A 12,883-nucleotide genomic window follows, 5' to 3' on the forward strand; every position below is an offset into this window, starting at 1 on the left:
CATGTCACCCAAGACACGCCGTCGGCCCTCGCGGCTGCAACGGTTTCGGCGAGCAGCATCCTGATCACACTCAGCCCAAGGAAGTAGACCGGTGGCGATCCGCCCCACGGTAACGTTGTGCCTGCGTCACCGACGCAGCAAATTGACTACACCTAATGCAGGCCCCTTGGGGCAGTAGCCAACTTCCATGTCCAATCGGGAGCACCTACCTCTTGAAACCACTGCGCGAAGTCTTACTATCGCAAGCCAGAATCAGTCGTGCTCAGGAAAACATCAACGAGTTCGCCCAACTCCTCGGTAAGTACCTTGAAGCCCGCCCATCACGACTACGAGTCGATATCGATGCCCACGGCCACGGGCCTATTCGGGTTGAACGCCGCGAACCCATACCTGACCAACTCTCCATTCTCCTGGGAGAGGCACTTCAAAACCTTCGCGCAGGCTTGGACAACTGCCTCTACGCCGTAGCGATCATTGACTCCGGAACCAACCCACCGCCAGGAGCTTCCCAACTTCAGTGGCCCATCGCCCTTTCACCCAAGGAGTGGACCGCGAACAAGAAACGACTTCAGCACCTATCTCCGCATCTCGTCGACGCCCTTCATCGAATCCAGCCCTTCCAGGCTGAGAACCCCGGGTGGAATTGCCTTCGCATCTTGCACGACCTTGCGCGCTTCGACCGACACCGCGTCGCCCACGAACTTGCGATAAGGCCGGAAAAAGTCCAAGGAACATACGACAAGACGACCATTTACGACCTCAAGATTATCGAAGGGCCCCTCGACGACGAGGGTATCGTGGTCACCTTCACTAAACTCGGACCCGAAGAGCTGACACCCGATATGCTCGACCTGCAGTTCGAGTTCGACGTTGATGTCAGGGACGTCGAAATGCCCCCACATATCGTTACAGGCAAACCCTCCCGCCCTTGGGGGTCGTTAGACAATCGTCTGAAGGCCATGTGCGTAGCAGTCGAACACTACGCTGACGGCCTGGTAAAGCTGGCCCGAAACCCTGAACTGGCGCGGGATGAGCAAGCGTAGCGGAATGCTCGGATCAGCCGGTACCGTGACCTGGAAAATGAGCTGCCACACCCGACCTACGAGTGTTTTTCCTGCGCAAGATCTGCTCGACTTTCGGCAACGAATCACCCTACTGACAGCAATTGACTTGGTCACCTAACCCAGTCGCTCGAAAGGCTAGGGGATGGGATGTCGAGAAGGGTAGCAGGTGGGTAACCCGCGTCGAGCATTTGTTCGCTCGGCGATAACCGGCACGCACGCGTTTGGGTTCGTCTAGGCAGTCTAAAAATGTTGGTCGGTACGATTACCGACCTGTGCATACGGGCACGTCATTGCGGCTATTTCCTGAGGAACTCGCCTCGTTGCAAGAAAGCTCGTCCGACTGTCAGATTAGCGTGAACGTTCGCCGGGTGGGTGGATGCCATTTCATCATTGCGACGTCGCACGATGGAAAAGAAAGTCCCTTGGGCCTTTCCTTCAATGACGGCACCATGAACGAGGAAGGGCTTGTTCTCCTCGGCTTGTGGGGGCACTTCGATCAGTATCAGATCTTCGTCGCCGTACGCTATTACTTCGACACGAAGGTCCTCGATCGGTGGGATTACCTTGGTGTCTAAGACCTGTACATACCTCCGGCGTATCCCCGGCTCACGGGGCAGGGGACTGACTTTGATGATTACGTCGCCACTGCCCCGGTTCTTAGTAGCCAACCCCAAAACTACGACTCCGCCCTCCGGTGCATTGGCAAACTGGGATACCCATTGGGAGAGGCGTATCCTGCCGACTTCCGTTGTGAGGTCAGCGTGCTGACTTTTGGCCTCAAGCCAATCGCCCTCGGGTTGCCCTAGTAACGCTTTGACGTGCCCACCTCGTATCAACTCCGCGACCGTTTCGCGGGTCACCTCTCCGGACGACGCCTCAATCAATGCTTTAATTTCCAGAGCATCGGCGTGCAGATCGGATAACGGGCGCGCGCGTGGGTTGAGTCCCAGCCTCACCGTAACCAGACAGTCATTTTCGGGGTAGAAGTCCGCGCGAATGTCCGCGAGTAAAAGGCGCTTTCTGTCCAGTAGTGGAGCGATCAGCGTTGCTACATCGAGGTCAGACTCAGAGTTGTAGCTGCTTGGAAGCGTTAGGAAACACTCTATTACCAGGTATATTTCTCCCTCATCAAAGGAGAAGCACACGCCGGAGACTGGTAGATCTGGGAGATCGCGAAGGTCGAAGTCTGAAGCCACCTGTCCCGCGCGGATAACCATATCGGAGGGCGCGTACTCCGGACCTAGGTTCTTCCGAAGTTTCCGGTACATCTGTCGCAGGTGAGTAGCGCTAATGCCGTCCAGGTCACTCCCCACTACATCTAGAGCGTCGTTCCTATCTCTGCGTTCAACACCATTCAGCAACCAGTAGTAGCCATCTTCGTCGGCGTGGATGTTGCCGCAGGTAAATCTCATGTCCTTAAGCACTGACCTTCGCGTCCCTCCAGCGCATTGTTGGCAGTCCTGGACGGCGAATCACCATGCGTTGCTTACGGCTCATAGACGAATCTTACGGACTCAACCATCGCTCTGTGGACGCCGCCTTACTTGCCGGCTTGCGTGCAGCTGGGTGTCAGGCAGCATGAACTGCATGTGCGGCCACATACGTAATACCCCAAAGCCAACAGCGACCTGCTGAGGTCGTTGCCAAACGCCTAGGCAAGGGAACCATTGACTGACACCTACATGACCAGTCCCTCCGCGAGTGAGCGCCGGTCGCTCAGAGGCAACCCCTTACGTCACCTCCGGCTACAGCCCGGACGTTGAAGGCAACATAGTTTGGCAGACACTGCCATAGCCAGCCCGGACAGAGCTTTCGTCCGTCTCCCAAACGTTGCCGCATGGCGTCGAGGTTCAGCTGGCCCCGGTTCGAGATGACAGCTTCGCCGTCACACGGGGAGCAAAGACATCGCCCACACCACACCCTTTGTTCGAATATCTGCTCGATACATTCAGTTTCCCGCGGGTGCTTACATTCATCAGTCTTCACCATGTTGGATCCTGCGCAGGGTAATCAGCAGCAGAGAATCCGTGCGGGCTCCAATATCAGTCATGTTGTCCCGCCCCGCAACGTCTATGAAGTCGTGAGCTCAAACCCCCATTCCCTTCGCATACGACAGACGGAGCGCCTGATGTTGCTGGCAGCTGTGGATCCCGGAATTATCCCGAACGCCGACTTTCCCTTTCTCGAATCGCTGAAACAGATCGGCGGCGGCATCCTCGTCGGCGCCTTCATAGTGATTGCAATTGTCGCGATCATCGGCGCGGCGATGCTGTTGGCGGGCAAGCTGAGCCAATCATCGCGCCTGGCCTCCGGTGGGGGCATGATCCTGCTTTGGACTGGCCCGGTGGCAGCCATACTGGGTGCCATCAACGGCTACATCCTTTGGTCCCAGTCGGCGTTCAATCTCGGATTCTAGGTCCGAGTCATTATGCCGGTTGAATGTGATCTCAACGGGTGGTGGCCACCGGGGTGCGGCCTTGTCTCCGAAGCGAACGACGGCATTCAAGGTTCAATCACAGCCCTTTTCGCGAATATTCTTCAAAACATCGCCTCCTGGATTTGGTCCTTCATCACTGGAGCGTTCAGCCTTTCAGACGTAGATGATTCCCAGTGGATCGCCGTCGAAGGACTCACGAGTTGGTGGATCGTCGTCATGATGACACCCCTCGTCGTTGCCATAATCCTCCAACTGCTGTCGGGTTTGATCAGCCAACAACCCCGCCGTCTTGTGCGGGCACTGGTGGGCGGGGCTGCTGCGGTCCCCCTGGTGGCAGGGGCGGTGTTCTTGGTCCGCCAGCTCACCGAAATCAGCGATTCGGCGTCGTCAGCGCTTCTTGGCTCCTTGGGAACAGATCCCTACATGCTGTTCATGAGGCTCTTCGGCTTCGAAAAGGCTCCGGCCGGCGCCAGCAGAGACTGGAACGTCGTCTCCTTGGCTCCCGGATCCGGTGGAGGCGCGGCCGGAGCGGTTGTCGTCACCGCCATGGCAGTCATCATTGTTTGGGTCCTGGCATTCATCCTGATGTGCTCGATGATCTTTCGATCCTTTGCGCTCATCGTGCTCGCCGCAGTCGCCCCAGTCGCTCTCATGCTCATGCCCTGGGAAAAGACGCAAACGTGGGCACGGCGGTGGTGCGAGATCGTCGTCGCGTTGCTTCTCGCCAAACCGTTGGCCGCGACCGTACTGGCCGTGGCCATCAAACTCTTTGCTGAGTCGAAGTCATTCGCCGGACTGGCAGCCGGCGTGGTCGGCATGGCATTGGCCTGCGGTGCTCCGCTGATGGCGTTACGCCTGGTTAGTTTCGCCGGTGGTGAGCTTGCAGCAGCCGCGCAAACTGCGGGAGGCGGTCACGTACTTTCTCGAAGCTCTGGCTTTGCCGCCCGGCAGATCAGTCGACAGACCGGCGGCCGCTTCACGCTCGCGGGTTTGGCATCGCATTCAACCTCGACCCGTCCAATCCAGTCGAGCCGACCGGAGTTTCCCACTCGCGTGCTGCCACCCCGTGCACCGCTGCCGCCAACGCAGACCGGGGCGACTTCGCCTGGGACTTCCGAGGGCGCTACCTCACCGTTGATGCTCGACGCCGGCGCCATGGCTGCCGAGCGACCCTCACCCCGGGCTCATGGAGGCCAGCGCGGGCCGAATTCGTATCCGGGCACACCGGTAGAGGGCCCGGTTACGCGTGAAATCGGCGAGCAGCCCCCGCGGCCGCGGGAGTCGGCTGATCAGGCGATCTCCCAACCGGCACCGCAGCAAACCTCCCCGCCGCCAGTTTCCCCGTCACCCACCTCTCAGCGGCCCGCCTTCCGGCTGGGACCTCCGATGGCAACTCCGGGCCGCCCGCCCATCCGGCAGCAAGCAGTTGTCCAGCACCAGAATGACGGTGATTCCCATGTCTGAAGATTCGCGTGCCCTCGAGGCCGTCAAATTTCCCCGGTACGAACGTCGCGGCATATTTATGGGATTAAACTGGTACCAGTTGCTGCTGCTGGCGGCCGGGGTCCTTGTCGCCAGCACGGCGTCGGCACTTCAAGGACCAGTTGGCTTCTTCGCATCCGGACCGATGTGGCTGTCACTCATCCTTCTCGGGTTGCTCCAGTATTCGAGGATTCCCTACCCGGTATGGGCCGGGCATGCAGCCGTGTTCCTTTCCCGATTGGCCGCCCGGCAGACCCGTTTCCTCGTCAGGCCGGAGCGCCCGGCCTTAGCGGGGCATCTGGCGCTGCCGGGTGGATTGGGGAACCTGGAATTGCGTCGCACCTCAACCGGTGAGTCATTCATCATGGATACCCGAGCAAAGGAAGCGATCGCCGTGCTGCGCTGCAGCGCAAAATCATTCGCGCTCCTGGACTCAGACGACAAAGCATGGGCGGTTCAAGCCTGGTCCCGAGTACAGGCAGGCCTGGCCCAGCGCAGCAGCGTCGCCAGAATCGCCGTCCAGGACTACACCGTCCCCTATCTCTCGTCGGCCCTGCGCAACTTCTACGAGCACGCTGTCCCTCAACCTTCAAGCACCCCAAAAGAGCTCACCTGGGGTCAGCGCGCTTACGAGGACCTGATCGCTGCGGCCGGATCGGTCATGAGCCACGATCTTTTGCTCGCTCTCGTTGTCGACACAGGCAAAGCGCGACGCCGAATCAAGGAATCCGGCGGGGGACTGGTCGGCGTCGAACAGGTGCTGCGGCTTGAGGTTGAGGCCATGACCACCGCGCTGGGCACACACAATGTCAGGGTCGAGGAATGGCTTCCGGAGACAGGCGTCCTCGACGTCGTCCGCGGCGCCTTTGATCCCGCTGCCCCGACAACCCCAGTCCGGCAGCCCACAGGCAGCACGACGGCGCCGGGGCCGCAGAACGATACAGAACCAAGGGCGCCCGGCGCCGCCGCCGGACCGATGGCGGTCGACGAGCATTGGACCTATGTGCGGACTGACTCCGGTTTTCATCAAACGTTCTGGATCGCCGAATGGCCGCGGCAGAAAGTGTTTCCAGGCTTCCTGCACCCCTTGATCTACGTCGGCGAGTTCCGCCATACGGTGACCGAGGTGATCCGGGCCGTACCCACGACCGAGGCGCTGCGGGACATCCGTTCCGCCCAGGAAGCCCATGAAACCCGGCGCCGGATCAACACCCGCTTCGACAGGCCGCTCACCCGCGAGCAACGGGCAGAAGAAGAAGAGGTGACTCAGCGCGAGGAAGAGATCGTCTCCGGTCACGGAGACGTGCGGCCAGCCGCTTATGTGACAATCACAGCTGGCACCCTTCAAGACTTGGCCCGCTATAGGCAAGAGCTCGAGTCGGCGGCGGCGGGAGCCTTCGTCGAACTGCGGCTGCTTGCTGGTCAGCAATGGGCGGCCTTCGTCGCCGGCGCCCTCCCGTTTGGCCGGGGACTGCGATGAACAGGACACGCCAATCCGTTCAGTACGTACCGGCGGGTGGGAATCGCCAGGAGCGGAAGAAACGACGCCGGCAGGAGGCGCACGATCACAGCCCGCCGTGGAAGTCCGCGCTTCGCAGCTTGGGAGAGACGGTCGGCGTCGGGCTCGACAGAAGGGAGCACGGCAGCGACTGGGGGAGCCGTGACGCCAACTCGCTGCGTGGGCCGCACCGCCTTCGCCCGGCACCGCACAGGGCGTCCACCATGACCTTCGCCGCTGCATACCCGTTTATCACCGAGTCGGGCCTAGGCCACGAGGGAACGTACATTGGCACAGATGTCTTTGGCTCAGGAGCGTTCTCCTACGATCCTTGGATTCTCTATGACAAGGGCGTCATCAGCGGCCCGTCGATCGTCGTGATCGGCACCGTGGGGACAGGAAAGTCGATGTGCGGAAAGTCCTTGGTGGCCCGGTCGATCACGCTGGGTCGGAAGGCCGCCGTCGCCTCTGACCCCAAGGGCGAGTGGGTCGCCGTCGCGAACGCCGTCGGCGGGAAGGTCATTTCCGTTGGACCCGGCCGTGCGGCCCGGGTCAATCCGCTGGACGCCGGTCCACGGTCCAGCGCGCTGAGCGAGGCTCAGTGGCAGGCGGTGGTCCGTCAGCGGCGCCGCTACCTTCTGGTGGCTCTCGTGTCGCTCATGCGACAGGGGATGCCGCTGCGTCCGGTCGAGCACACAGCCCTGGACATGGCGCTCATGGAAACCGTGGCAGAGAACTCGAATCCCACGCTTCCGATGGTCCTAGACCACCTGTTGAAACCGTCGAGGGAAACCATCGGGCTGGTTGGCAAGGACGGAGGACAGGGCGTCAGCCACTCCCTGCGGCGCACCGTTTCCGGTGACCTGGAGGGTATGTTTGATGCCCCGTCCACTGTCTCCTTCGACGCTGATGCGCCCATGATGGTGATGGACACGTCCGCGTTGATAGGTGCCTCGGAACAGGCGCTGTCCCTTGCCGCGGCGTGTGGTGCGACCTGGCTGGAAGCGGCGGTCACCAATCCTGACGGCGGCAAACGGTTGGTGGTCTACGACGAAGGCTGGCGCATGTTGGCCGACCCCTACATGCTGGCCAAAATGAGCGAGCAATGGCGGCTGGCCCGTACCTACGGCATTGCGAATTTGCTGATCATGCACAAAGTGGCCGATCTCAACGAAATCGGAGACAGCACCAGCGGGCACCGTCAGAAGGCACTTGGCCTGCTCACCGAAGCAGACACCAGGATTATCTACCGGCAAAAGCACGATGCGATGCGTCTGACCAAGGAGGCGCTGGGCCTGTCAGAAGCTGAATGCGAACACGTGGAGAACCTCCCTAAGGGCGTCGGGCTCTGGAAGGTTGGGAACCGTTCCTTTATCGTGGCGAACAGGGTCACCACCGATGAGTTGGAAGTCTTCGGCACCGACGACCGGATGATCTGAGCGCCGTCATGATCCGACGGGCGGGGGACGACACTCTACTGGTTACGGCCGGGCTTATCGCCACAACTGGTTACGTTTGCCTGAGCGCCGTCGTCCAGGGCGCGGCATACATCCTAATCATCTGGCGCTGCGGCGGCGGTCCGCCGTCGCAATTCAACCCGGGAGCCGCCGCTGCACTCCTCATCGGCAGGATCGACTGGATCGCCCTACAACCACGAGGATGCGACGTCGGGACCGGAAGTGTCTGGTGGGTGGTTGGTCCGGTGCTGATTCTGGCCGCGTTGGTCGCCGTCGGCTGCTACACGATTTGGACGCGATGGAAACAATCAGGGGCTTGGCTGCGCCAGGACATTTTGAAACGGGAGGGGATCGCGCAGCGCTACGAAATTCTCAATGACTTTGGAGCCAGAGCTGTCCGGAGACGGGGCAAGTTCACCCGGCCCGGCTTGGCCAAGCCCCGGATTCAGGACGTGGCGTGGACCTTGGGTCGTTCCCGTGGAGTCACGATCCATGTTTCCACCGAGGAATCGATGGTCATCCAGGGCGCACCGCGGTCCGGTAAGGGCCTCTATGTAGTCATCAATGCCATTCTCGATGCGCCGGGCGCGGTAGTCACTACCTCCACCCGAGCAGACAACCTGGTAGTCACTATGGGGGCACGTGCCAGTGACGGCAGGCCGGTGACCGTGTTCGATCCGCAGGGCATGTCCGGTCTGCCCTCAACGCTTCGCTGGTCACCGGTGCGTGGCTGCGAGGACCCGGACATCGCCACCCGCCGCGCGCTCGTCATCACCGCTGACACGGAGATGAAGGGCGAGAACGCCGCTTGGCAGAAGCGCTCGCTGATCATCCTGCAATGCCTCCTCCATGCTGCCGCGCTGTCGGGCGAAGGGGTCAGAGCGTTTCGCCGTTGGTCCTCGAGCCCTGTCCTGGCGCGTGAGGCATTGGAGGTACTCAGTCGGCCCGGGGCGGCTCTGGGGTGGCAAGCCGATCTCATGGGCATTTTGGAGGACGATCCGCGGAACACCTCCAACTCCTGGATCGGTGTCTCGGCCGCCGTGGCGCCCTTGTCATCGCCGAAGGTGCTCGCCGCGCTGGACCCCCAAGATGAGTCCGAGGAGTTTGACCCCAAAATATTCATCCGTGATCGCGGCACGCTATATCTGATTGGCACACGCGCCGGAGCCGCTGCAGCAGGGCCCTACCTATCAGCCCTGATCGACGACATCGACAATGCCGCCCGCGAGATGGCCTTTATCGCCCCTGGCGGCCGGCTGGATCCGCCGCTGTCCCTCATTTTGGACGAGATTGCGAACCTGGCACCGTGGCCGGGCTTGCCGATAGCCCTCTCTGACGGCGGTGGCATCGGTATTTCCACCCTTGTGGTCCTGCAGTCGCTGTCCCAGGCGCGGACGGGCTGGTCGATCGATGAGGCCGCAACCATCTGGGACTCGGCGATCATCAAGGTGATCTTCGGCGGCGGCTCTGACGAGCGCGACCTCCGGTCGCTGGCCGGGCTGCTCGGGGAGAGGAACCTGATCCTGAACACCCGTTCCTGGTCCGCACAGGGCCGCCAGGACGGCGAGCAGATCAGGGAGAGCCCGGTGCTGGCGCTGCATGAGATCCGGCGCCTACCCACCGGTACAGCACTCATGCTCGGACGGCGAACCCGCCCCATCCTGTTGGATATGCGCCAATGGCACAAGCGTAAAGACGCGGCCGAACTTAGCCGGTCGAAGCTAAAGCTTGAGCAGGCACTGGCGGACGGGCACCGCCTGCGGCAGCAAACACCTGTGGAGGTGAGCAATGGCGAGCCAGGATGACACCGAACGCTTTGAGATCCCCTCAGCTGGGGGAGACGACGACGATCTTACAGCCGAGCTTTTCAGGTCCGCATTCAAGCCGCCCGGGAGGGTGAACGGCGTAACGCACCGGTGGCGGGAACTGACGGCGGTGCAGGCCGGGACCGTGTGGGGCGACCTGGCAGCGTGGGTCCGATGGCTTGTCGCCACGTACCAGCTGACGACGTCGGTGGTCCCGGATTGCTGGTGGCGCCACACCGAGATCGTTGCCGAGCTGTACGCGCTGCACCGGGCGGAACTGGCCTCCTATGCCAGCGACGATCCCGGTTTCGGGCCGCTCGCCTTTCATGAGCGGCTGCCACACGCCGTCGAGCGTCTGCGGACCCATACTCGGACGGCCGGTTGTGTCGGGCTGCAAGCGCATAAAGAGCCCGCCTTGAGAATCCTGCAGTTGGACGCGCTGGACTTCGTTGAGTGGATGGCGGCTTTCCACCAGGTCCATGACGAGTTCTGAAGTCATGCTGTTCGCGTCTCTCACGACATGAATGGGTAGCCGCAGGGTTGTCCCGGCGGAAACTCTAGAAGTATGGAGGGCGGCTGTCATGGCCCCTGAAGCTGAGGACGATTCCGTCAATGTGGTGGCAGTTGACGCGCTCAGCGCTAGCGATCGCGGCAAGGAACGCATGACACCGGAAGCACGCATCGCCGCCCTAACGGATGGACTCCACAAGATCCTGGAAAAGGCAGTTGAATCTCCGTCGCACTGGCAGGTGCTGCTGGATGCGTCAGCCACGTTATGGCGATACTCGGGCGGAAACGTTGCACTGCTCATGATGCAGATGGCCCAGCGCGGCACTGAAGAACCCACGCTGGTGGCTGGCTACAAGGAATGGGCTCGTCACGGCCGCACCGTGTCGCGTGGTGAGCGTGCACTCTGGGTGATTGCGCCCCGGACGGCCCGGGTTCAGCGTTCGACATTTCTTGACGGTACCCGGCAGCGCATCCCGGCGGGTGATCAGTTGCTGCACGGCGCCGCCGACGATGGAGAAAAGACCGTCATCACCGGTTGGCGAGGTCAGGCAGTTTTTGACGTCTCGCAGACGCATGGGACGCCGCTGTTGGTGCCCCGCGGTGGTGCCGCTGGCGGCGTGGATGCAGGTGAGCTGTGGCTATCCCTTGCGACTGTCGCCAGCAGACACGGGTTCGACGTCGATGTGACTGACGCACAGTACGGGCTAACAAGCGGCATTACGGACTTCGCAGGACACCGGGTCCAGGTCGGTGCCTGGCTGGGCCTGGAAGAGCGCACAGCGGTTCTAGCCCACGAGCTTGGGCATGTGCTCCTCCATGGACAGGACGACGAGATCGGCAGGCTCTACGGCAGCAGCGCGGATCACCGAGGGCTGGCCGAAGTCGAGGCTGAATCGGTCGCCTACACGGTACTCAGGGCCCACGGGATCGACCGCGGCCCACAATCCGCCACCTACCTGGCCGGATGGGCTGACGCCGTCATCGAGGCAGAGAACGATGCGATGGCCCACGACCCTGGCGGCGAGTTACCGGGGTCCCGTGCGGACATCGCCAAGTCAGTATTGGGCCGCGTCACCGCTGCCAGCAAGGGGATTCTCGAAATCACCCATCCGCCAGGATTTGGCGGCAAGATCTCCGCTGCTGACGCGAATACTCGCGTGAACCGCGCCGCGTCCTACATGGGCGTACAACGGCCCGGGCGGTCTGTGGACGGGCCAGTAATGGCCGGGCCGTAACGATGGCCCTACCAAATCTGTCCGGCGGGAGAGTCTCGCCGGCAACTGAAAGGACAAGAGCAATGAGCACCAAGATCCCGGTCAGCGTCTCCGGCAATCTCGTGGCGGATCCCGAGCTGCGCATCGGCGAGAGCGGCGTGGCCCACGTAAAGCTTCGCGTCGCCGTGAACCAGCGAATCCAAGGGACGGACGGCACTTGGCGCGATGGAGAACCCGTCTTTCACAATGTCTCCGCCTTCCGCGCGTTGGCAGAAAACGCGGCGACCTCGCTCAAGAAGGGTGACCCGGTTACTGTTGCGGGGGAGTTGGAATTCCGCTCGTACGAGAAGGACGGCGAACGCCGCGAAGCCCGTCGGATCGTCGCCGATACGATCGGGCCGGACCTGCGGTTCGGCACCTCGGTGTACCAGCGTTCATCGCACGCGGCAGCTGCCGGGCCTGACGCTGGGGTTCGGGCACGCCTTGAGGCGCCGGTGATGGCAAAGGCTGCTACGCCAGCCTATAACGTCACTTCAAAGAGCCCGGTAGTCCCCCCTTTCAGGGGCGTGGCAGAGAATAAGATGAATTACTGAAGTAGCGCGGGTGGAACCACAGCCGCAAGCCTAGGCCAGACTTGAAAATGCAGCGCAACTTGCTTGCGCACCTTTGAAATGAGGTTTCCAGCCCGACTTCGACAGTTCCAGCGTCATGAAGTGGCGGTCAGAGTCCTAGGAACCTCAATATCAGTGCCGCCCGACGGCCTGGACCCTGGGCTCGGTGAATTAAAAACCAGACACCGTGCGGCGAAGTTCAAGCCCTTACTTCAGCACCGGCTGTCGGAAGTGACCGCCGTTGGGACGACGAGGTCGAAAGTTCGAATCCTTTCACCTCGACCAGAGTCGCTTTATTCGAACGATGGTGGAAGTAGATCGACTTTAGTTGAAGCAACATAGAGGGCGTCGAGAAATCGGCGCCTTTTTTGGTATCCGCGAACTGGGTTGAGTATACGCGGGAAACGTCCAGAATCGCGTGTTTATCGGACGAATGTAGTCGATCCATGGACCGGCATCGCCGGAGAGTGTTTGATCGACCGGTAGGCCGCCTGGGCCGCGATGATGTCATCGAACGGTTGATCCAGGTCCGTTCCAACCGAGCCGTCTTGATCCACTAGGAAGCGGTTATAAAAGGATTCATTGAGTAGTTGCCGGACCCTATCTGTTGCCTTTTCGTAGTGATAATTCGGGTCGGCGATCTGGTCAATCGTCTTGGCGAGAAGCCACACACCGCGATCTGCTCGCCGATATTCGCTAGGCTGTCTTCGATGCGGGGATCGTTGAACGCGCAGCTCATGCATTTTTTTCCGCACTTTCGACTGAGGCAGTAAGCCACTGCTGCGTGACCAGTTCAACTGAAACA

General features: G+C 61.3%; 11 protein-coding genes. 9 read left to right on the top strand and 2 right to left on the bottom strand.

The annotated features are described in order from the left end of the window. The first annotated feature begins 212 nt into the window (after nt 1-212). Nucleotides 213-1,043, top strand: coding sequence for a hypothetical protein (locus tag ACX80T_RS09970; protein WP_459304289.1), 831 nt, complete (start codon nt 213-215; stop codon nt 1,041-1,043). A 317-nt stretch (nt 1,044-1,360) separates the two neighbouring features. Here ACX80T_RS09970 and ACX80T_RS09975 read toward each other — a convergent pair whose 3' ends face one another. Continuing rightward, the gene (locus ACX80T_RS09975; RefSeq protein WP_459304290.1) at nt 1,361-2,488 is read right to left on the bottom strand and encodes a hypothetical protein; all 1,128 of its coding nucleotides are present in this window, start codon (nt 2,486-2,488) and stop codon (nt 1,361-1,363) included. 704 nt (nt 2,489-3,192) lie between these two features. Between ACX80T_RS09975 and ACX80T_RS09980 the strand changes: the two genes are divergently transcribed. The 8 genes from ACX80T_RS09980 to ACX80T_RS10015 all read left to right on the top strand — a co-directional run bounded on the left by ACX80T_RS09980 (nt 3,193) and on the right by ACX80T_RS10015 (nt 12,060). Continuing rightward, nucleotides 3,193-3,480: a hypothetical protein gene (locus ACX80T_RS09980; protein ID WP_459304291.1), complete on the top strand. Its 288-nt coding sequence runs from the start codon at nt 3,193-3,195 to the stop codon at nt 3,478-3,480. A gap of 12 nt (nt 3,481-3,492) precedes the next feature. Next, nucleotides 3,493-4,965, top strand: a complete 1,473-nt coding sequence (locus ACX80T_RS09985) for a type IV secretion system protein (protein WP_459304292.1) — start codon at nt 3,493-3,495, stop codon at nt 4,963-4,965. Continuing rightward, a complete protein-coding gene (locus tag ACX80T_RS09990) occupies nt 4,958-6,463 on the top strand; it encodes an SCO6880 family protein (protein WP_459304293.1) in 1,506 nt (501 codons plus the stop codon). The genes ACX80T_RS09985 and ACX80T_RS09990 overlap by 8 nt, the downstream gene beginning before the upstream one ends. Further along, nucleotides 6,460-7,920: an ATP-binding protein gene (locus ACX80T_RS09995; protein WP_459304294.1), complete on the top strand. Its 1,461-nt coding sequence runs from the start codon at nt 6,460-6,462 to the stop codon at nt 7,918-7,920. The genes ACX80T_RS09990 and ACX80T_RS09995 overlap by 4 nt, the downstream gene beginning before the upstream one ends. An 8-nt stretch (nt 7,921-7,928) precedes the next feature. Continuing rightward, nucleotides 7,929-9,743, top strand: a complete 1,815-nt coding sequence (locus ACX80T_RS10000) for a type IV secretory system conjugative DNA transfer family protein (protein WP_459304295.1) — start codon at nt 7,929-7,931, stop codon at nt 9,741-9,743. Continuing rightward, nucleotides 9,727-10,236, top strand: a complete 510-nt coding sequence (locus tag ACX80T_RS10005) for a hypothetical protein (protein WP_459304296.1) — start codon at nt 9,727-9,729, stop codon at nt 10,234-10,236. The genes ACX80T_RS10000 and ACX80T_RS10005 overlap by 17 nt, the downstream gene beginning before the upstream one ends. 88 nt (nt 10,237-10,324) lie before the next feature. Continuing rightward, nucleotides 10,325-11,488 (top strand): ArdC-like ssDNA-binding domain-containing protein, encoded by a 1,164-nt coding sequence (locus ACX80T_RS10010; protein WP_459304297.1) that lies wholly within the window; start codon nt 10,325-10,327, stop codon nt 11,486-11,488. Nucleotides 11,489-11,550: 62 nt separating this feature from the next. Continuing rightward, on the top strand, nt 11,551-12,060 hold the full coding sequence (locus ACX80T_RS10015; RefSeq protein WP_459304298.1) for a single-stranded DNA-binding protein: 510 nt from the start codon (nt 11,551-11,553) through the stop codon (nt 12,058-12,060). A gap of 440 nt (nt 12,061-12,500) precedes the next feature. Here the strand turns inward: ACX80T_RS10015 and ACX80T_RS10020 are convergent, their stop codons facing one another. Beyond that, nucleotides 12,501-12,821: a hypothetical protein gene (locus ACX80T_RS10020; protein WP_459304299.1), complete on the bottom strand. Its 321-nt coding sequence runs from the start codon at nt 12,819-12,821 to the stop codon at nt 12,501-12,503. Between the last annotated feature and the right edge of the window lie 62 nt (nt 12,822-12,883).

The sequence above is a fragment of the Arthrobacter sp. Sr33 genome, from assembly GCF_054511195.1.

Bases quoted from the DNA above. Each gene is read 5' to 3' on its own strand.
- ACX80T_RS09990 (WP_459304293.1), top strand. From the start codon at position 4,958: ATGTCTGAAGATTCGCGTGCCCTCGAGGCCGTCAAATTTCCCCGGTAC.
- ACX80T_RS09980 (WP_459304291.1), top strand. From the start codon at position 3,193: ATGTTGCTGGCAGCTGTGGATCCCGGAATTATCCCGAACGCCGACTTT.
- ACX80T_RS10015 (WP_459304298.1), top strand. From the start codon at position 11,551: ATGAGCACCAAGATCCCGGTCAGCGTCTCCGGCAATCTCGTGGCGGAT.
- ACX80T_RS09985 (WP_459304292.1), top strand. From the start codon at position 3,493: ATGCCGGTTGAATGTGATCTCAACGGGTGGTGGCCACCGGGGTGCGGC.
- ACX80T_RS10010 (WP_459304297.1), top strand. From the start codon at position 10,325: ATGGCCCCTGAAGCTGAGGACGATTCCGTCAATGTGGTGGCAGTTGAC.
- ACX80T_RS10005 (WP_459304296.1), top strand. From the start codon at position 9,727: ATGGCGAGCCAGGATGACACCGAACGCTTTGAGATCCCCTCAGCTGGG.
- ACX80T_RS09995 (WP_459304294.1), top strand. From the start codon at position 6,460: ATGAACAGGACACGCCAATCCGTTCAGTACGTACCGGCGGGTGGGAAT.
- ACX80T_RS10000 (WP_459304295.1), top strand. From the start codon at position 7,929: ATGATCCGACGGGCGGGGGACGACACTCTACTGGTTACGGCCGGGCTT.
- ACX80T_RS10020 (WP_459304299.1), bottom strand. From the start codon at position 12,821: ATGCATGAGCTGCGCGTTCAACGATCCCCGCATCGAAGACAGCCTAGC.